The following is a 20490-nucleotide window of genomic DNA, read 5'->3' as shown; positions in this document are numbered from 1 at the left end:
CCGGCGGATACGGCGGCCTGGGCGGATATGGCGGGTATGGCGATTCCGGCGGGTATGGCGGATATGGCGGATATGGCCACACTGGCGGATAAACACAGCATGGGGGCATCTGCCAGCCACAGTTAATAAACCCCTGCATACCCAAGTTATTATTATTATTATTGTTGTTATTATTATTGTTATTTATCTGTATACCGGACTGTACCGTACATCCGCCGTCCTTTTCCTTAATACCCGCAGACAGGCACACACACATAGAAGCGTTAACCTCTATCATTTCATCCTGAAGAGATGAACCGATTGGCTGATAGTTGGGTGAACTGACAGGCCTCATCGTGATTACCCGGGTTATTGTTGCTGTAAATGCGGCCTCTACGGTAAAGCATATACAAGTACGGGTCGCCCGCACCGCTATATAAAATTCCTGTCCGATAACAGGCGATGTTATTACATTTCCGCAAAAATCCATAAAGGAAGCGGCAAAACCATCCTGACATACGCACAGAGGACGGACTGTAATGACCGGCTGGCCCGTTAAATTGGACTGAAGCCGGAACGGCCCTATCAGGAGCCTTCCGCACAGGGAACGCACTTCATCCGGGCAGCCGCTGAATACAAGATAGGACTCATTGACAGCACCCGGAATGGTACCGGCATTACAACACTCCACAGGGGAATCCTTGCAGCAGCACATAGTGTTTGCCGCTGTCGGCGGCAAAGGATCGGCAACAGAATCTGCGAAGTCCCCTGCCATCTGCAGAAGCTTCAGCACGGTTGCCCGAAGCCTTTCCGACTTCGGATGCGTTTCTCCTGATCCGCAGTCCAGAAAAAAGACTTCGTCCTCGGCAATCTGTCCCAAAAGGACCCACAGGGCAACCTGCACCGCCGCATAGGCATCGTTGTCATCCAGCACCGGGCTGGATGTATAGTCCGTTCCGGTTAGCTGAAAGGTTTCTCCGGCACTCACCGCAGGATACCCGTTGGCAAGTATCCAGGCAAGCATCTGTTTCTGCCTTTCCGTATCCGCCGGGAATATTGTTTCAAAGGGCGCGCTCTCATAGGGAACATCATTATAAGGGCCGTCCGCAAACTTATCAAGACAATAGGCCATTCTCGTTACTCCGTTTTGTGTCAGGCGGAATTGAAATATATTATTATGATCCGCTCTGTCCAGCCGGTATCTTGATTCCGAAGTATAAGGCAGGGCACAATAATTGCGGACCTGCGCATCCCCGGTAGCCGTACCGGTCAGATCCGTACCGGAATAAATAACAAAGGGACGGGACACCGGAACAACGGCTTCTAAATTATTCTTTTGCATCATTCTCCATTCTCTCCTGTAAGGTATTCTACTATTACGGTATTCCCATTGTTCCCAAAGGTTCCTCTACCTCACAGAATACTTTTCATCGAAGAATACTTGACATTAAAATATAAGCTTTATATAATGAGCATGGTTCAACAGGAGGATAAATGATGAACAAAAATGTTACATCCCGTCAGGAGCTTATTGACGCTGCTATGGAAATCGCCCGGACCGAGGGAATACATAAGGTCAATATCCGCAACATAGCCCGGAAATGCTCTATTTCTGTGGGTGTTCTCTATAATTACTTTCCCAATAAGACAGAGCTTATTTTTGCTGTGGTGGATTCCTTCTGGGCAGATGTTATCCATAGTCTGTCCGGCATCAACCCCCGGACTGTCTGTTTCACCAAATTCGTATCCCAGTTTTACGCAGTTATCAACGAGCAGCTTTCCGAATTTGAACGGGACTGGCTGACTCAGCTGGAAACCATGCCCCCGGAAGATAAAAAAAGAGGAAGGGAACTGGAAAACGAATGTTTCCAGGTTCTCCTGGAGCTTCTTCGCAAGGCTCTGCAGAGAGACACCTCTATTCCTGCATCCGTATGGTCGGAGGAGTACACACAGGAAGAATTCCTTCAGTTTGTGTTCCATCATCTTATTGTCCTTCTTCATTCCGGCCATAAAAACTGTGATTTCTTCGAAAAAACCCTGCAGAAGATTCTCTATTAAGAGAATCCGCTGCAGGGTTTTTGCCTATTTCTGCACCCGGAACTGTACAGGGGTCATACCATAGGATTTTTTAAACAGCCTGTTAAAATGCTCCACGCTTTCATAACCCACATCCTCGGCAATCGATTCCACCGAATGCCCCGATTCCTTCAAAAGCATCCGCGCTTTTCTCATTCTGGCTTCTCTAACCACATCCTGAAAATTCATACCAGTCTTGTCTTTGATATATTTAGAAATATAAGGCCTGGAAAGATTGAAGTTTTCCGACAGATTTTCCAGGGTCACCTCTGCATAATGTCCATTAATATATTTGATAATATCCACGATTCGTTCCTCCCTGCCTTCTCGAAGATTTTCACTCTCCGCCAGTTTATTGCCCGCTGAAACAAGAGCGGCCACGGAGCTTTTAATAATATCCTCATCAATTCCCACGCCCCAATAGTTCTTTCCCTTACAGCTAATTCCCACATAGGCCGCTGCTTTGGAGGAAGAACCGCTGGAAATCGCATGTTCCTCATAAACGGTGAGTTCATAGCTTATGCCGAAATACATTTTTACCGCATTGCTGACCGCATCGAGACGGCCGTTTCCTGAAGCTTCTATCACTCTTCTCTCTTTTCCCTGTTCAATCGTCACCTGTGCGGTAATCCCGTCTTCCTGGCGGAAATGACATTCCGGGATATGAAAAATCGAGCGGGGAGTGATATAATTTTCCTCAAAGATCTGATAAATATCCGCCGGTGTCAGTTCCTGATGTCTCTTATCGGATACTCCTTTCACCAGATAGCCTACTTCTTCTTTCATCCCGTCAGGTATGGAAAAACCAAAATTCTGCTTCAGGATAAAAGCGATTCCTCCCTTTCCTGACTGGCTGTTAATACGGATGACGTCAGATTCATATTCCCTTCCCACATCCTTTGGATCCACCGGCAGATAAGGCACCGTCCATTTACTGCCGCTCTTTCCTTCTTTCCACCATGTCATTCCTTTGGAAATCGCGTCCTGATGGGAACCGGAGAACGCAGTGAATACCAGGTCTCCGGCATAAGGTGTTCTCTCGTATACCTTCATACCGGTCAGAAGCTCATAACTTTCCCTTATTTCCATAATACGGCTGAAATCCAGTCCTGCTTCCACGCCGTGGCACATCATGTTCATAGCCAACGTAACCAGATCCACATTACCCGTTCTTTCCCCATTTCCGAAAAGAGTCCCTTCCACTCTGTCCGCTCCCGCAAGGATACCGAATTCCGCATCGCTTATCCCGCAGCCCCTGTCATTATGGGGATGTACGCTTAAAACCACACCGTCCCTGTACTTCAGGTTTTTGTGAATATATTCCACCTGACAGGCAAATACATGAGGCATGGCAACCTGTACGGTAGTGGGAATATTGATGACCACCTTATGGTTTTTATCCGGCTTCCATACATCCAGGACCGCGTTGCATACCTCCACAGCATAATCCACTTCTGTCCCCGGGAAACTCTCCGGACTGTATTCAAAAGTAAAATTTCCTTCCGTTTCCTCCGCCAGATTTTTCAAAAGCGCCGCTCCGTCCACCGCCAGCTGCTTCACCTCATCCCTGCTTTTTTTGAAAACCTGCTCCCGCTGCGCCACCGATGTAGAATTGTACAGATGAACGATCGCATGGGGTGCACCCTTTACGGCTTCAAATGTTTTTCTTATGATATGTTCTCTGGCCTGGGTAAGCACCTGGATCGTCACATCCTCCGGGATCATATCCCTTTCGATTAACGCCCTTATAAAAGCGTACTCCGTGTCGGATGCGGCAGGAAATCCCACCTCGATTTCTTTAAAGCCGATTTTGACAAGCATTTTAAAAAACTCCAGCTTTTCTTCCAGTCCCATTGGTTCAATGAGTGCCTGGTTCCCATCCCGCAAATCCACACTGCACCAAACCGGCGCTTTTTCAATCGTATCCTTTTTCACCCAATCATATGTCACCACCGGCGGCATAAAATAAGATCTTCCATACTTTTCTGCTGCTTTCACTTATGCTTCCTCCTGTTTCTGTCCGGGCACAAAAAAAGTCTCTATAAAAATGACTTTTCTGTAATCCGGTCATTTTTATAGAGACGCAAATTCACCTTCGCGCGGTACCACTCTATTTCATGGCGCAACACCATGCACTCGTCAGCACTAACATGCCTTTCCCCTTTCTACGGCGGGTGTTCCGTCTGCGCCTACACAACCCTGCGGTCTTCAGCCAGCTGCTCCAAGGTCAGTTCACGATCCGCTTCAGACTGCCTCGCACCACCCGGCAGTTCTCTGTTTTCCAGCATTCAGCTACTACTCCTCTTCCTTGCATTTGCTTTCTTATTCAATTTTCTAAATAGTAACATAGATTTCGAGTGACTACAAGGTGCAATTTTAATCAATTTGATTGATTTATTTTATGCTGTAACAGCCAGGACTTGTCTGAACCGTTACGACATCCGGTCAATGAAATTGCCGGACATTATACCGCCACATTTTCCGCAGCCTGTGCGGTAAAAGCCAGTCACTTCCCTGGCTTCGTCGAAGGCGGCAAATATCTGTTTTGCCCGCCGCTCATTCTTGTATACCTTCCAATAGCCTGTGAGCAGACAATTCCTGCCTTCATTAGCAATAAAGCCTTCCACATCCTCCGTCGGATATCCGGGAAGCACACCTATCTCATGAGGAAAGTTTTCTTTTGTCCTGTAATAAGACTCCACTCTTCCGGAAAGTTCGGACAGAATCTGACAGATAGGAAACGGATGAGTCTTACCGTTCTGCAGATATCCTCTTTTTTTCAGGAATGCTGAAACATCCTCTTTTTGCAGAAATCTCTCCAATTCCTTTCTTCGGTAAATAAATACCATATCCTTTCCATCCTCATGGAGCAAAAAATACCAGTTCAGACCAGCCCGGGCTGCCAGGCCGGAAAAGGCAACGGACTGCTCTCTTGGAAGGCTGACGACAGCACTTTCCTTGATTCCTTTTAAAAACGGTGCACAATGGATTGCCAGCTGCATATGTAACGCCTTTTGACAGCTCTGCCCATTGGTCCGTAAATACTGCGTAATTTCTTCTACAGGCATATGTTCCTTCCTCCGGGATCCGGAAAATTATCTTCCGGCGTCCATCCATACGCCGGAAAACAATCTCCTTTTAGTACATGTCAGGCTATAGTTAGTTTTAACTAACTTAATGATACAGATTACCACAGAAAACCATTTGCTGCAATATCATTAGATGATAAGATATATCAATCAATACACTGTCATCAGGAATATATAACGCAGGCCGCCTGTTTATTCAACAAAACCCGTTTTCTTCCCTAACGGTACACGGAAGAAAACGGGTTAAGCTTTCAGCGGCTATTGACTTACAAAGCTGCTGTTATTTATAATTGACGATTTTTCCGAAGTCAGGCTTCAGAGCCGCACCGCCGACAAGACCTCCGTCGATGTCAGGCTGAGCGAACAGTTCTGCTGCAGTCGCTGCATTAACAGATCCGCCGTACTGGATACGGATGGCTTCCGCGGTTGCTTCATCATACATCTCACCGATGCAGACACGGATGGCAGCACAAACCTCCTGTGCCTGTTCTGTGGTCGCCGTCTTGCCTGTTCCGATAGCCCAGATAGGTTCGTAAGCGATAACTGCAGTCTTAGCCTGCTCTGCACTTACACCCAGGAAAGCGATCTTAATCTGCTGACGGATCCAGTCAATGGTAATTCCCTGCTCTCTCTGTGTAAGTGACTCACCGCAGCATACGATAGGGGTAATACCATGCGCAAATGCCTTGAGAACCTTTTTGTTAACGGTCTCGTTGGTCTCCGCAAAATACTCTCTTCTTTCGGAATGGCCGATGATAACATATTTTACACCTGCGTCAGTGAGCATATCAGGAGCGATTTCTCCGGTATATGCACCCTTCTCTTCGTAATACATGTTTTCAGCGCCAATTTCAATGTTGCTTCCCTTGGCGGCTTCGATAGCCGGAATGATGTCGATAGCGGGTACACAGAAAACAATGTCCGCATCTTCCGTAGCTACAAGGGGCTTTAAGGTATTGATTAATTCAACGGCCTGGCTGGGAGTCATGTTCATCTTCCAGTTGCCGGCAATAATTTTCTTTCTTGCCATGATTATGGTCTCCTTAACATTTATTATTTATCATTTGCTGCTGCAACACCGGGAAGTTCTTTGCCTTCCAGGAATTCCAGAGAAGCACCGCCGCCGGTGGAGATGTGGCTCATCTTATCACCATAGCCCAGCTGGTTAACGGCTGCTGCGGAGTCACCGCCGCCGATGATTGTGGTTGCATCTGTTTCAGCCAGCGCTTTGGCAACTGCAATCGTCCCTTTTGCGAGCACAGGGTTCTCAAAAACGCCCATAGGTCCGTTCCAGACAACAGTCTTCGCGGTTTTAACAGCCTCTGCATAAGCGTCTGCTGTCTTAGGTCCGATATCCAGTCCCATCATATCTGAGGGAATGGAATCTGCCGCAAATACTTCCACATCGATTTGGGCATCGATAGGGCTGGGGAAAGATTTGGCAACGACAGCATCCACGGGGAGAAGAAGGCTCTTGCCCAGCTTTTCCGCTTTTTCCATCATTTCTTTACAGTATTCAATCTTTTCGTTATCCACCAGGGATGCACCGATTTCATAGCCTTTTGCTTTCAGGAAGGTGAACGCCATACCGCCGCCGATAATCAGGGTGTCACATTTTTCAAGCAGGTTGGAGATAACATTCAGCTTATCAGCAACTTTGGCTCCGCCCAGAATCGCTACGAAAGGTCTTACAGGAGCCTCTACCGCATTCCCGAGGAAGTCGATTTCCTTCTGCATCAGGTAGCCAACGACTGCGGTATCAGCCAGCTGTGCCACACCTACATTGGAGCAGTGTGCCCTGTGGGCGGTACCAAAAGCATCGTTTACAAAAACATCGCACAGAGAAGCCAGTTCTTTGGAGAACGCTTCGCCGTTCTTTGTCTCTTCTGCCCTGTAACGGGTATTTTCAAGAAGGATTACATCGCCGTCCTTCATGGCTTCCACAGCAGCTTTTGCGTTAGGGCCTACCACTTCAGGATCCGCAGCGAATTTCACTTCCTGTCCGAGCAGCTCGGAAAGGCGTGCTGCAACAGGTGCTAAGGACAGCTCCGGTTTTGGCTCTCCCTTAGGCTTTCCCAGATGGGAGCAAAGGATAACTTTTCCGCCGTCCGCAATCAGTTTTTTGATGGTAGGCAGAGCGGCAACCAGACGGTTTTCATCTGTGATTTTGCCTTCTTTAAGCGGAACGTTGAAATCGCATCTGCAAAGGACGCGTTTGCCTTTTACGTTGATATCATCAACGGATTTTTTATTTAATGACATGGTATAAAACCTCCTTATTTATTACTATCCAGACTCGGTGAATCTGCAGGGAACGGTTTTTGGACAATCCTGCCCCCGCTTATCATGAGAAAAAAGGGCCCGGCCCTCATCAGACCGGACCCTTTATGAGCCTATGCCTTTACACAGCTGACTGCGTATGAAAATTAAGCGTTCAGCAGTTTGCCAAAGTGTTTGATTGTACGAACCATCTGGCTTGTGTAGGAATTCTCATTGTCGTACCAGGAAATAACCTGTACTTCAGATGTATTCTCGTCAATAGGAAGAACCATGGTCTGCGTAGCATCAAACAGGGAACCATATCTCATTCCGATAACATCGCTGGATACGATTTCGTCTGTATTGTAGCCAAAGGACTCATTAGCAGCTGCCTTCATAGCCTCATTGATAGCTTCTTTGGTAGGCTGTCCTTTTACTACAGCTGTCAGGATGGTTGTGGATCCTGTAGGGGTAGGAACACGCTGAGCGGAACCGATCAGCTTGCCGTTCAGTTCAGGGATTACCAGGCCGATAGCCTTGGCAGCACCTGTGCTGTTGGGAACGATATTCACTGCTGCTGCACGGCTTCTTCTCTTGTCGCCCTTTCTCTGAGGACCATCCAGAGTCATCTGATCGCCTGTGTAAGCATGGATCGTGCACATAATACCGCTCTGGATAGGGAAAGCATCGTTGAGAGCTTTTGCCATAGGAGCCAGGCAGTTTGTTGTACAGGAAGCAGCGGAGATGATGTGATCATCTTTGCTCAGAGTCTCATGGTTTACATTGTAAACGATGGTAGGCAGATCGTTTCCGGCAGGAGCGGAAATGATAACGTGCTTAGCGCCGGCATCGATATGTGCCTGAGCTTTTGCTTTGGAGGTATAGAATCCAGTACATTCCAGAACTACGTCCACACCGATTTCTCCCCAGGGAAGCTCTGCAGCGTTAGCCTTTGCATAGATTTTGATTTCTTTTCCGTCAACTGTGATGGAATCTTCACCGTAAGATACTTTGTCGCCCAGTTCATATCTGCCCTGAGTTGAGTCATATTTCAGTAAGTGAGCCAGCATCTCGGGAGATGTTAAATCATTGATTGCTACGATTTCAAATCCTTCTGCTCCGAACATCTGTCTGAAAGCAAGACGTCCGATACGGCCAAAACCATTAATTGCTACTTTTACTGCCATTTTTAATTCCTCCTAAAAATGATTTAATATATTATTTTGCCAAGCGTAGCAAACGGACCCGCGCACAACGCAAGTCCTTACTCCGGACACACCAGAAGCTTATCCGGGCTTGTCCCCATAGCTTGACAAAATTTTATCAGCAAACTCATTTTACCTAATTTGCATAAAAATATCAAGCCGAAAATAAAAAAATATTGGAAATAACGCCTTATTTTACAGAAAGTTTATAAATGGCAGCCATTCCGACCTGTCCGGACGGTTCCCCGGTTCTTTCTCGCGTTTGGGCATCCGGTGCCTGTAAATGCCCTTTTTTTTCTTTGCCTTTTCCTGTCTCATACGCTATACTTTTGTTTAATCGGACAGACAGATAAAAAACAACAGTGCAGAAAGGCGGCAGACATGGCTATCAAAGCAGATTTTCATTTACATTCTTCTTATTCCGGCGACTCCCAAGCCCCCATGGAAGAAATGATACGTAAAGGGATTTCCCTGGGGCTTTCCCAGATGTGCTTCACGGAGCATATGGACTTTGATTTTCCCGTTTCCACGGATACCCCCGCAGGATTTTTTGAAGTGAATACGGATTCTTATCTGTATGACTTATTGAAATATAAGGCGGAATACCGGAAAGAAATCCAGGTTTCCTTCGGCATAGAGCTGGGGCTGCAGGCTTATCTGACCGGGCTGCAGAGCGCTTATACGAACGCTTTCGACTTTGATTTCATTATCGGGTCCTCCCACTTATGCAAGGGCAGGGACCCTTATGATGCTCTCTTTTATGAAGGACGGACGGAGGAAGAAGCCTACAGGGAATACTTCTCTTCGATTATCGAAAACCTGGAGGCCTTCCATGACTTTGACATATACGGCCATCTGGACTATGTGGTCCGCTATGGCCCGGGCAAGGATAAGAATTATACTTATGAAAAATATCAGGACTTGTTCGAACGGATACTGGATCTTCTGCTGGAAAACGGAATCGGCATGGAAATCAATACGGGAGGGCTGCGGTATGGCTTAAAGGAGCTTCATCCCTGCCGGAAGGTTCTGGAACGTTACCGGGAAAAGGGCGGAGAAACCGTAACGGTAGGATCCGATGCCCACCGTCCGGAGGATATCTGCCGGGAATTCGGCCGGGCGGAAACACTGCTGAAAGACTGCGGATTTTCCTATTACACGGTGTTCAGCAAAAGGACCCCTTCGTACATAAAGCTATAGCTTACCTTCGTTTACCGGCCCGTCAGTCCGTATGGCAGGCGTCCGTATGCCCTCCCGCGAACGGGTCATATCCCGTTTTTGTAAAATAGGCTTCCAGGGCCGGTTCAATGAAAGAATGCACCACCGCCTGTTTTTCTTTCCATCTTCCCTTGGGATCCTCAAAGGTTTCAGCTTCCATAAGATTGGAAAGCATGCTCATATCCCCGTCCGTAAACGCGGTGACCATCTCCCAATATGCCTTCGCAAGGCGCTGCCCTTTCCCGCTTTCCGGAGATACCCCTTCCCTCTGAAGCCGTACCGCCTCCTCCTGCAGGGAGGTGAAGGTTTCCAGCATGGCCCTTCCGCTGTCTTTATCAAACCGGCTGCGGAAATGATCCAGTGTCCTGTTATCAAAATTCTTTATCAGCCAGTAGTATTCATTCTTCATCTGCAGATTCACCACGATATCGGCGTATTTACCGAAGTCAACCGCATTCATCATAAGCACTTCCTCTTTCAGCGCTTCAATGGCTTCCAGGGAACCGGTAAGCTTATCTATTTTCTCCCGCAGCGCGGCAGCCTGTTCGGAAAGAGCCTCTGCCACATCCTCAGGGGTGTCAAGAGGTATCAGGCGGTTCTTAATATCATCCAGTGAGAAACCGAGAGATTTCATGGACAGAATCTGGTGAAGCCTGACCACATCTTTGTCCGTATAAAGCCTCCGTCCGCCTTCGCTTTCTGCCGACGGGGACAGCAGTTCCATTTTATCATAATACTGCAGGGTGCGCACGGTTACGCCGGTTTTCCCGGCAACCTGGCCGACAGTCATATATCCCGGGGGAATTGCTTTGCTTTTTTCCATTTTATCACCTCATTCCCTTATTATACTCTATTCCCCAGCGTAACAGGCAAGGAATTTTATTCCTTGTATACTTTTGAGGCAACAAACGGCTGCATTCCTCCCTGAAGGATATCAGGGCATACAAAAAAACAGCGTACCCCATGCCGGTTCCATTTCCCTATCGGATACCGGCATGGCTGTACGCTGCCCGTTCTTATGTTTTTATTGTCCGCAGAGCACGATAATTTTTTCAGGGGTGGTCTGTGCCGGTATGCTTCTGGTCGTCTGGCTGTAAAGCACTACCAGAGTATGGTTTCCGGGATTTCCCATAAAGGTCTGGTTATTTGTAGTCACCACCTGGGTCGTAGGGGCGAGGTTCAGCTTCAGGCTCTGATCGCTGCTCATGAGCAGATTGTTGAAATAACCTACAAATACCATCTGCCCTTCCTGCTGCGGCGCAACCACCGCCGCCACATACTGAGGCGGGTAAATTAAGGGAGCTGCCGCGTTTCCATTATAGAACACGGTTACCGGCATGCTTTCATACATGGTGGCGTAGTCCACCACAAAGGTATCGGCGCTGACAAAGAAATTCACGGTATTCCCTGCCTCATTTTCCACTGTGATCATCTGGTCGCAGGCATCGTAGCGGCCCCGGTCTCCTCCCGCCACTTCCATATGGGTGATCACACCGGTAAATGACATAAAGGCAGGACGCTGCCTCATTCCGTATAACTGATTAAATTTTGACTCCAATTTATTCTTTCCTTTTTTACCTTTATTTATAGTTATGCACAAAAAAGAAAAGAGGTACCAAACGGCCTCTTTTCCTGTATGCTTATTCGATTGTTCCTCCGCCCAGCACATACTCGCCGTCGTAAAACACTGCGGCCTGTCCCGGAGTAACCGCACGGACCGGCTCATCGAAGGTACATTTCACCCTGTCATCCCCGATTTTTTCAACCAGACAGAAAGCTCCCTGATGGGCATAACGTATTTTTGTTTTTACCCGAACCGGTTCCGTCAAATCCGGTACCGCCATAAAGTTAAGCTTACTGCATGTCAGATGTTGTGTAAACACATCCTGGTTCTCTCCGATAACCACTTCATTGGTTTCCGGACGGATTGCGGTCACAAAAACCGGATGTCCCAGGGAAAGGTCCAGCCCCTTCCTCTGTCCCACCGTATAGTGGGTAATTCCTTTATGTCTGCCGAGGATTACGCCTTCAGCGGTAACAAAATTCCCTGGGCCGGGCACCTCTGTCCGGCTTTCCCGCGCAATAAAAGCGGCATAATCATGATCCGGTATAAAACAGATCTCCTGGCTGTCCTTTTTATGTGCCACCGGCAGCTCCGCCTCCTCTGCCATTCGGCGGATTTCCTCTTTGGTATAAGCGCCCACCGGCATCAGCGTATGGGCAAGCTGATTCTGTGTAAGATTATACAGGGCATATGTCTGATCCTTGGCCGCCGTCACGGAATTACGGATGGCAAACCTTCCTCCCGGAAGCTGTTCGATCCTTGCATAGTGCCCGGTTGCAATATAATCGGCCCCCAGCCCCAGGCTCTTGGCAAGAAGGGATTCCCATTTTACGTACCGGTTGCAGGCAATACAGGGATTCGGTGTTCTTCCCCTGACATATTCCCTCACAAAGTAATCGATGACATTCGCCCGGAATTCCTTTTTGAAATTCATCACATAATAAGGGATATCCAGCTTCTGGGCCACTCTCCGTGCATCGTCCACCGCGCTCAATCCGCAGCAGCCCCCGTTCTCTTCCCGGATCTCCTCCGCCTCATCCTGCCAAATCTGCATGGTGACGCCAATGACATCATAGCCCTGTTCCTTCAGCAAAAGGGCCGCCACGGAGGAATCCACTCCTCCGGACATGCCCACCACTACTTTTTTGCCCATATTTTAGTATTCTTCCTCTGCTTCTTCTTCACCTTCATGAATATCGGACTTCGGCTTCTCCAGGCCCTCAATGCTGATGCCGTTTTTCTGCGCATAGTCCCACAGAGCCGCATGGATAGCTTCTTCCGCCAGAAGAGAGCAATGTACCTTTACCGGAGGCAGGCCGTCAAGCGCTTCCATAACCGCTTTATTGGTAACCTCCATGGCTTCCCTCACACTCTTTCCCTTTACCAGCTCGGTAGCCATACTGCTGGTCGCAACGGCGGCTCCGCAGCCAAAGGTTTTGAACTTCACATCCCGGATAATCCCGTTCTCATCAATATCCAGATATATTCTCATGATATCGCCGCATTTGGCATTCCCTACAGTGCCCACACCGCTCGCATTCTCTATTTCCCCCACATTACGGGGATGCTCAAAATGATCCATTACTTTTTCGCTGTACATATTTCTTCCTTTCCGTATCATAGCGGCCGGAACCGCCTTCCTTCTTATTTATTCTGCTTTTTGATAAAATCCTCGTAAAGAGGGGACATGTTCCGAAGCTTGGTAATAATTTCTTTCATCGCTTCCACCGTAATATCCAGCTCTTCCTTTGTATTTTCCTCATTCATGGACATACGCAGGGAACCATGGGCGATTTCGTGAGGAAGCCCTATGGCAAGGAGCACATGGGAAGGATCCAGGGAGCCGGAAGTACATGCGGATCCGCTGGAGGCACATATTCCTTTCATATCCAGCATAATCAGCAGGGATTCCCCTTCCACGAAGCGGAAGCTGAAATTCACATTATTAGGCAGTCTCTTATGCCGGTCTCCGTTCAGGCGGCAGTAAGGGATTTCGGCTTCGATACGGCCAATAAGGTAATCCTGCAGTTCCCGTTCCTTTGCCGTCTTTTCCTCCATCATGGCAAAGGCTCTTTCCACAGCGGCGCCAAGCCCCACAATTCCGGGCACATTTTCAGTGCCGGCCCTTCTTCCTCTTTCCTGCTGTCCCCCATGAACAAAGGAACGTATCTTAATTCCCTTACGGATATACAAAAACCCTATCCCCTTCGGTCCGTTCAGCTTATGGCCGCTGGCGCTGAGCATATCAATATGGCACTCATCCACATTAATCGGCAGCTGCCCGTAGGCCTGCACAGCATCCGTATGGAACAGGACATCATGCTTCTTTGCAATTTCCCCGATTTCCTTAATCGGCTGAATCGTCCCGATTTCATTGTTGGCATACATTATGGAAATCAGGATGGTGTCCGGACGGATTGCTTTCTCAAGCTCATCCAGCTTTACTATACCATTTTCGTCCACATTTACATAAGTGACCTCGTACCCCTTTTTTTCCAGATATGCGCATGTATGAAGAACCGCATGATGCTCAATCGCAGATGTGATAATATGTCTGCCCTTTGCTTCATAGGCTTCTGCCGTAGCTTTCAGCGCCCAGTTATCCGCCTCCGATCCGCCTCCGGTAAAATAAATCTCATTATTGGCGGCTCCCAGTGTTCCGGCAATAGTCTCCCTCACCTGGCTTACCGCTTTTTTACTTTCCGTTCCAAGGGAATAAATGCTGCTGGGATTCCCATAATGTTCGGAAAAGAAAGGCAGCATAGCCTGTACCACTTCCGGGGCGGTTTTCGTTGTTGCCGCATTATCCAAATAAATTAACTGATTCATATATAACTCTCCTGACTGCATGTCTTCATGCTTTTTCTGTATTTCCAGGGTTACCGGTTTTTCCAATTCCTAGTAAACCACTTCGTATTCTATGGTTAATATAACACCGCACCTGCGTTCTGTCAACAGGCTCTCCTGCATATATTTACCAAAAGAGCTATTGCCTACAGATTGGAGCCGCATGCGCATCAAAAAAAATACCCTGATCACCGGAACGATTATCCTGACAGTAACAGGACTTGCCAGCCGCCTTATCGGTTTCTTTTACCGGATTTTTCTCTCCCGGCTGTTCGGCGAAGAAAATATGGGAATCTATCAGCTGATTGGGCCGGTAATGGCTCTTGTTTTTTCTCTTTCAGCAGCCGGACTGCAAAATGCTATCTCTAAATTCGTGGCAGGAGAAACAGCCACTCATGATTATAAAGCATCTTTACGCATTTTGCTAGTAGGATTTGCATTCTCTCTTATATTATCCATGGGCTGTTTAATCGGTGTTTATCATTTTTCCGACTTTATCGCCTCCTACCTTCTTTTTGAACCACGCTGCGCCCCTCTTTTACGGATAGCAGCACTGTCCTTTCCCTTCGCCTCCGTCCATTCCTGTGTCAACGGTTATTTCTACGGAGTGAGGAAAACCGCGGTTCCTGCCGCAACCCAGTTAACAGAGCAAATTTTCCGGGTGGGAAGCGTATACATAATTGCTTCCTGGTGCCTGGCGCAGGGAAAAGAGCCTACCATAGCTGTTGCCGCTGCCGGGCTTGCCATCGGGGAGCTTTCCTCCATGCTTCTCGCCCTTCCCGCTGCTTACCTGCATTTTATCAGGAAAGCCTATCCTGCCGGCCGCCTTCCCTCCGGCACCATATACCGCAAGGCCTCCGGAACAAGTCCCGCACGGCTTGCACTGGTATATGGAAAACTGAGCCGGCAGATCATCGGGTTTGCCGCCCCTTTAAGCGCCAACCGGTTATGCCTGAATCTGCTGCAGGCCATTGAAGCTGCCTGTATTCCCGCCAAGCTGCAGGTTTACGGCCATACGGTCAGCGATTCTCTCAGTGTTTACGGCGTGCTTACCGGAATGGCTCTGCCGCTTATTTATTTTCCCGGCACCCTGACCAATTCCGTTTCCGTCCTCCTCATGCCCGCTATTTCCGAAGCGGATGCCGTCAACAACCAAAACGCCATCCGCCAGGCCGTGCGCAAATGCCTGGGCTACTGCCTGCTTCTCGGCTGCGTCTGCTGTATCGGTTTCCTGGCTGTGGGAAAAACCGTGGGGCTTATGCTGTATAACAGCGAAATGGCCGGTCATTTTATTATCATACTCAGCTTTATGTGCCCATTCCTCTACCTGAATACCACCTTAACAAGCATCCTGCATGGCCTCGGAAAAACCAGCTATTCTTTTTTCTTAAGCCTGACCAGCCTGATGCTGCGCCTTGTTTTCGTATTCCAGGCGATCCCGCTTTACGGCATCAAGGGTTATCTGGCCGGGATGCTGTTAAGCCAGCTCTACACCACCATCTGCTGCCTTTTGCCCCTCCGGCAGTATCTTCTGCCCGGATAAGCCTTGGTACTTGCACTTTACGTTTTTCTATATTATAATGTACGCGAACAGCCACACCGGTCCTCCGGCAACGGCTGTTCCTACTGAAAGCTGCCCGGCAGGCCTGTTTCCGGCCTGCTCGGTTTCTATTTTACAGACAGGAGAAAATGCGTCATGAGTTTCGAATTCATAAGAAAATTACCCACCCCAGATGAAATCAGGAAAGAATATCCCATGCCGGAAAAGCTTATCCGGCTAAAAAAAGAAAGAGATCAGGAGATCCGGGATGTCATCACCGGAAAAAGCAGTAAGTTTCTGGTTATCATCGGCCCCTGCTCCGCCGATAACGAAGATGCCGTATGCGACTACATATCGAGGCTTGCCCGTATGAATGAAGCGGTTAAGGACAAGCTGATTCTGATTCCGAGAATCTATACAAACAAACCTCGTACCACAGGGGAAGGTTATAAAGGTATCGTTCACCAGCCGGATCCGGAAAAGAAACCGGATTTCCTTCAGGGACTGATAGCGATGCGTAAAATGCACATCCGGGCTATCGAAGAATCCGGCCTCACGGCGGCGGATGAAATGCTTTATCCGGAAAACTGGCGCTACCTGTCCGACATTCTTTCTTATGTTGCTATCGGTGCACGATCCGTTGAGGATCAACAGCACCGCCTCACCGTCAGCGGCTTTGATGTACCCGCAGGCATGAAAAATCCCACCAGCGGCGATTTCTCCGTTATGCTGAACTCCGTACACGCCGCCCAGCATGCCCACTCCTTCATCTACCGCGGATGGGAGGTCAACACCACAGGAAATGAGCTGGCCCATACCGTGCTTCGCGGAGCCACCAACAAGCATGGACGAAACATTCCCAACTATCATTATGAAGATTTAAACACGCTTCTCAATCTTTACAACGAAAGGGATCTGAAAAACCCGGCCTGCATCATCGATGCCAACCACAGCAATTCCGATAAAAAGCATGACCAGCAGATCCGTATTGTCAAGGAAGTCATGCACAGCCGAAAGCTGAATAAGGATATCCACTCGCTTGTCAAAGGAGTTATGGTGGAAAGCTATATTGAAGAAGGCTGCCAGAAAGTAGGCGGAGGTATCTATGGTAAATCCATCACGGATCCCTGTCTTTCCTGGGAGGATTCGGAGAAGCTTATCTGCGATATTGCCGAATATGAATAAAAAAATCTGCCGGTTTTCACCGGCAGATTTTTTTCAGCCCATAATTTTTTCTACCCTTCCCATTCTTCGGAAATACGCAGGCCCGCCGTATCCGCCACCGGTAGGGAAAACACAATGGACTTTGCCTTACTTTCCAGACCGGCATTTTCCATCACCGCTTTCATGATCTCTGTCTTTTTCTCCGTTCTCGCTACGATAAATATGATTTCCTTTTCCGCAGCAAGGGAGACGCCCAGGAATTTCTCTGCTTTCTCCATTCCGGTGCCCTTGGCATGTATGACGGTTCCCCCGCCTGCCCCGGCTTCCCTGGCCGCATCCATGATCATGTTCGTATATCCGAAATTGGAAACCACAATAATAAGTTCATATTCCGTTTCCTTCAATACCGCTTCCTCCTCCTTTTCAAACTCCTGTCCCGCCAAAAGGAACTGGAGCGTCTTTCTGCCCCCCATACTGCTCACAGGTACAATAAATGAAATACCCGTGCCGGGCACATCAATATTCAGCTTTGTCTCCATTCCTTTTTTAACCTGTTTCCAGACTTCTCCGGTAACCGCGGTAAATAGGACTATTTTGTCGCTTTCTTCCAGCCCCAGATAATCCAATACCTCGCTGCTGGCCGTTCCTTTCCCCAGGGTGACCAAAATGACGGGAAGATTCTCCGTCTTATACATGGAAGAGAACCGTTCTCCCTGGTCACGTCCGGTGATAGTCACCATCCAATAGATTCTGCTCATATACGTTTCTCCTACAAATCGATGATATCATAATCGCCCCATGCCGTTTCTTCAGCAGGTATGGAAGCAAGCTGTGCTTCCTCGCTTTCCGCTTTCCTTGCACGCAATTGGAAAACCAGACCCAGTATCTGTATCGTTATAAGAGGAGTCATGGCTACCATGGCCACTACGCCGAAAGCATCCGCGATAATATCTCCTCCCACCGCCAGACATGCGCCCATCGCAAAAGGCAGAAGAAAGGTAGCTGTCATCGGGCCGGAAGCAACGCCGCCGGAGTCAAAGGCAATCGCCGTGAATATTTTGGGGACAAAGAAGGACAAGCCCAGCGCTATAAAATAACCGGGAACAATAAACCAAAGAATTGAAATTCCGGTAAGGACCCGGATCATGGCCAGCCCCAGGGAAATGGAGACACCTACGGACAGGCTCAGCCCCATAGCCCCCGAAGAAATGGCCCCGTCCGTTATTTCCTCCACCTGTTTGGTAAGGACAAAAACCGCAGGCTCCGCCCGGACAACGAAATAGCCGATAAGCATGCCTATGGGGACAATGATCCAACGGTAGGGAAGCCCTGCGATTACCTGCCCCAGATAATTACCTGCAGGCATAAAGCCAACATTCACCCCGGTCAGGAACAGCACAAGCCCCACATATGTATAAACGAGGCCTACCCCTATTTTAATCAGGCTTTTTCCCGGCACCAGTTTAAATATGATCTGAAACAGGAAAAAGAACAGGACTATCGGCAAAAGGGAAATTGCCATTTCCTTCAGATAATCGGGAAAACCTTCCAGGAAATACTTCCATAATTCCACAGAATCTGCTATTTCCGGGATTTCCACAGGTACATAATCCCCGCCGGAAGGACGATAAATCATCCCCAGCAGCATCACAGCCAAAATCGGTCCGATGGAACAGAGGGCTACCAGGCCGAAGCTGTCGTCCGAAGCATGGCGGTCACTTCGTATAGAGGAAATACCAATACCCATAGCCATGATAAAAGGAACCGTCATAGGTCCTGTCGTAACACCGCCGGAATCAAACGCTACAGCCAGGAAATCCCTGGGGACAAAAAACGTCAGAATAAATATCAGGCCATAAAAGAATACCAGCAACGGAGGAAGCGCTATGCTAAAAAGCATACGCAGCAATGCCACTATCAGGAATACTCCCACACCGCAGGCAACCGACAGAATCAGTATCGCGTTGGGAATGGAGGGCACCTGTTCCGCCAGAACCTGGAGATCCGGTTCGGATATGGTAATAATAAAACCAAGAATAAAACTCATCGGCACAATGACCCACAGCTTTTTGGACTGTGTCATACAGGTTCCCACCCGTTCCCCCATTGGCGTCATTGCCATATCCACGCCCATGGTAAAAAAGACCATCCCCGCAATGAGCAGCACTGCCCCGACAAGGAAAGCCATTAAGATTCCCGGTGACACCGGTGCAATTGTAAAACATAAGAGCAATACAATAACGATTACAGGTAATACGGCCTTAACTGTTTCTTTTAACTTTTCATGGAGGATTTTACGAAAAAACTTCAAATATACTCTGCCTTTCTGCTTTGCCATTGGCCGGGAAGCCAACTTCATTTGAGGTTACCGGATATACAAGAAATGCTTATCTTCTATGATTATAACATAATTATACATTATAAAAACAGAAAAAAAGGCGGCCCGTTTTTATATTTAGCGCTTTCTTAGCGCAGGAACAAGCAGAGAAGGATCCCTCTTTGTTTAGGAACTTATCTTCTTGGATGTGTCCTTTGGTATACGGTCCTCAGCTGTACCCCGTTACGGCCGGCATACACCTGTGTGGAAGAAATGTCGGAGTGCCCCATCATTTCCTGGACACTGTGTAAATCCGCACCGTTTTGCACCAAATGGGCGGCAAAAGAATGACGGAGAGTATGTGGTGTAATATCCGCTTCAATTCCTGCCTTCTGCGCATATATCTTAATCAGCTTCCAAAAACCCTGACGGCTCATGGGCTTTCCCGCGCAGTTTACAAAAAGAGTATCGACGGCGGCCCCTTTGGTCAGCTGATCCCTGGCTCCCTTCAAATAACAGGCCAGCGCCTCTTTTGCCTTGTTTCCAAAAGGCACCGCCCTTTCCTTAACACCGTCTCTGCAGATAATATATCCCAGACGGAGATTCAGATCCGAACTGCGCAGAGAAATCAACTCCGAAACCCGGATTCCCGTAGCATACAGAAGCTCCAGCATGGCTTTATCCCGGATATCTTTCGGGGAATTGTTACCGGGCTGCTCCAGCAGCCGGACAGCTTCATCCACAGTGAGCACTTCCGGCACCTTTTTCTCTATCCTGGGCGCCTTCAAATGCTCCGACATATCCTCGGAAACCATCCCTTTTCTAAGCATAAAATGAAAAAAAGCCTTTACGGCCGCAATGTGGCGGGATACGGTAGCCGGTGCAAACTGATTCTTTTCCAGGTATAGCACATAAGAATTCAGGGAAGTTTCCGTTATTCTTCCAGCCTCCTCAATTCCCTGGTTTCGGAGAAATGCCTGCAGCTTCTGCAAATCCCGCTTATAAGACAGTTCCGTATTAACTGAAGTTTTTTTCTCCTCATGCAGATATGATATAAAATCCCGTATCTCGTTTTCCATGCCCCAATGCCTTCCCGAAAAATGTTTATGTAAACCAAAAGAATATGTAAAAAATATTATAATCAGTTTTTCGAAGAAAAGCAATGCGCATTTTCCCTGATTTTACGGGATTTTCCTGTTCATTTTGCCTCAGGCACTAGATATCGGTAATCG

Annotated in this window: 18 protein-coding genes and 1 other annotated feature; of the genes, 4 read left to right on the top strand and 14 right to left on the bottom strand. The window is 48.2% G+C overall.

From position 1 onward, the window contains the following. On the bottom strand, positions 1-1324 hold a 1324-nt coding region (locus DXA36_RS33355), incomplete at its 3' end, for a thioester domain-containing protein (RefSeq protein WP_207666373.1). Between the two features lie 149 nt (positions 1325-1473). Here DXA36_RS33355 and DXA36_RS20985 point away from each other — a divergent pair. Next, the gene (locus tag DXA36_RS20985) at positions 1474-2037 is read left to right on the top strand and encodes a TetR/AcrR family transcriptional regulator (protein ID WP_118681404.1); all 564 of its coding nucleotides are present in this window, start codon (positions 1474-1476) and stop codon (positions 2035-2037) included. Positions 2038-2061: 24 nt separating this feature from the next. Here DXA36_RS20985 and DXA36_RS20980 read toward each other — a convergent pair whose 3' ends face one another. From DXA36_RS20980 to gap, 5 genes are all read right to left on the bottom strand, one after another. Continuing rightward, on the bottom strand, positions 2062-4053 hold the full coding sequence (locus tag DXA36_RS20980) for a 2-isopropylmalate synthase (RefSeq protein WP_182479194.1): 1992 nt from the start codon (positions 4051-4053) through the stop codon (positions 2062-2064). Between the two features lie 76 nt (positions 4054-4129). Next, positions 4130-4373: a binding site (T-box leader), on the bottom strand. Positions 4374-4487: 114 nt separating this feature from the next. Continuing rightward, complete coding sequence (locus DXA36_RS20975; RefSeq protein WP_118681403.1) at positions 4488-5123, bottom strand: DUF3793 family protein; 636 nt, start codon at positions 5121-5123, stop codon at positions 4488-4490. A gap of 301 nt (positions 5124-5424) precedes the next feature. After that, the gene (tpiA, locus tag DXA36_RS20970) at positions 5425-6174 is read right to left on the bottom strand and encodes a triose-phosphate isomerase (RefSeq protein WP_118681402.1); all 750 of its coding nucleotides are present in this window, start codon (positions 6172-6174) and stop codon (positions 5425-5427) included. A 23-nt stretch (positions 6175-6197) separates the two neighbouring features. Then, a complete protein-coding gene (locus tag DXA36_RS20965) occupies positions 6198-7406 on the bottom strand; it encodes a phosphoglycerate kinase (protein ID WP_118681401.1) in 1209 nt (402 codons plus the stop codon). A gap of 164 nt (positions 7407-7570) precedes the next feature. Beyond that, a complete protein-coding gene (gene gap / locus DXA36_RS20960; RefSeq protein ID WP_118681400.1) occupies positions 7571-8590 on the bottom strand; it encodes a type I glyceraldehyde-3-phosphate dehydrogenase in 1020 nt (339 codons plus the stop codon). Positions 8591-8989: 399 nt separating this feature from the next. On the opposite strand from gap, the gene DXA36_RS20955 reads away from it, so the two are divergent. Beyond that, positions 8990-9808 carry a histidinol-phosphatase HisJ family protein gene (locus tag DXA36_RS20955; RefSeq protein WP_118681399.1) on the top strand — a complete coding sequence of 273 codons (819 nt, stop codon included), beginning with the start codon at positions 8990-8992 and terminating at the stop codon, positions 9806-9808. Between the two features lie 22 nt (positions 9809-9830). On the opposite strand, the gene DXA36_RS20950 is transcribed toward DXA36_RS20955, so the two are convergent. From DXA36_RS20950 to nifS, 5 genes are all read right to left on the bottom strand, one after another. Next, positions 9831-10649: a MerR family transcriptional regulator gene (locus DXA36_RS20950; RefSeq protein WP_118681398.1), complete on the bottom strand. Its 819-nt coding sequence runs from the start codon at positions 10647-10649 to the stop codon at positions 9831-9833. A 201-nt stretch (positions 10650-10850) separates the two neighbouring features. Further along, positions 10851-11384 carry a hypothetical protein gene (locus tag DXA36_RS20945; RefSeq protein ID WP_207666372.1) on the bottom strand — a complete coding sequence of 178 codons (534 nt, stop codon included), beginning with the start codon at positions 11382-11384 and terminating at the stop codon, positions 10851-10853. 82 nt (positions 11385-11466) lie between these two features. Beyond that, positions 11467-12543 (bottom strand): tRNA 2-thiouridine(34) synthase MnmA, encoded by a 1077-nt coding sequence (gene mnmA / locus DXA36_RS20940; protein ID WP_118681397.1) that lies wholly within the window; start codon positions 12541-12543, stop codon positions 11467-11469. Between the two features lie 3 nt (positions 12544-12546). Next, positions 12547-12990, bottom strand: coding sequence for a Fe-S cluster assembly scaffold protein NifU (gene nifU, locus DXA36_RS20935; protein ID WP_118681456.1), 444 nt, complete (start codon positions 12988-12990; stop codon positions 12547-12549). Positions 12991-13034: 44 nt separating this feature from the next. Beyond that, entirely contained in the window at positions 13035-14219 is a 1185-nt protein-coding gene (gene nifS, locus DXA36_RS20930) for a cysteine desulfurase NifS (protein WP_118681455.1), read from the bottom strand. 181 nt (positions 14220-14400) lie between these two features. On the opposite strand from nifS, the gene DXA36_RS20925 reads away from it, so the two are divergent. After that, complete coding sequence (locus tag DXA36_RS20925) at positions 14401-15780, top strand: putative polysaccharide biosynthesis protein (protein ID WP_118681396.1); 1380 nt, start codon at positions 14401-14403, stop codon at positions 15778-15780. A 153-nt stretch (positions 15781-15933) separates the two neighbouring features. After that, the gene (locus DXA36_RS20920) at positions 15934-16962 is read left to right on the top strand and encodes a 3-deoxy-7-phosphoheptulonate synthase (RefSeq protein WP_118681395.1); all 1029 of its coding nucleotides are present in this window, start codon (positions 15934-15936) and stop codon (positions 16960-16962) included. 50 nt (positions 16963-17012) lie between these two features. Here the strand turns inward: DXA36_RS20920 and DXA36_RS20915 are convergent, their stop codons facing one another. From DXA36_RS20915 to DXA36_RS20905, 3 genes are all read right to left on the bottom strand, one after another. Continuing rightward, positions 17013-17699: a P-II family nitrogen regulator gene (locus DXA36_RS20915; protein ID WP_118681394.1), complete on the bottom strand. Its 687-nt coding sequence runs from the start codon at positions 17697-17699 to the stop codon at positions 17013-17015. 11 nt (positions 17700-17710) lie between these two features. Beyond that, a complete protein-coding gene (locus DXA36_RS20910; protein ID WP_118681454.1) occupies positions 17711-19279 on the bottom strand; it encodes a DUF1538 domain-containing protein in 1569 nt (522 codons plus the stop codon). A 173-nt stretch (positions 19280-19452) separates the two neighbouring features. Then, a complete protein-coding gene (locus tag DXA36_RS20905; protein WP_118681453.1) occupies positions 19453-20337 on the bottom strand; it encodes a site-specific tyrosine recombinase in 885 nt (294 codons plus the stop codon). Positions 20338-20490: the final 153 nt, after the last annotated feature.

The sequence above is a fragment of the Eisenbergiella sp. OF01-20 genome (genome assembly GCF_003478085.1).
Classification (GTDB): domain Bacteria; phylum Bacillota; class Clostridia; order Lachnospirales; family Lachnospiraceae; genus Eisenbergiella.
Note: the sequence above shows the minus strand (reverse complement) of the source record. Positions and strands in the feature narration are given on the sequence as shown.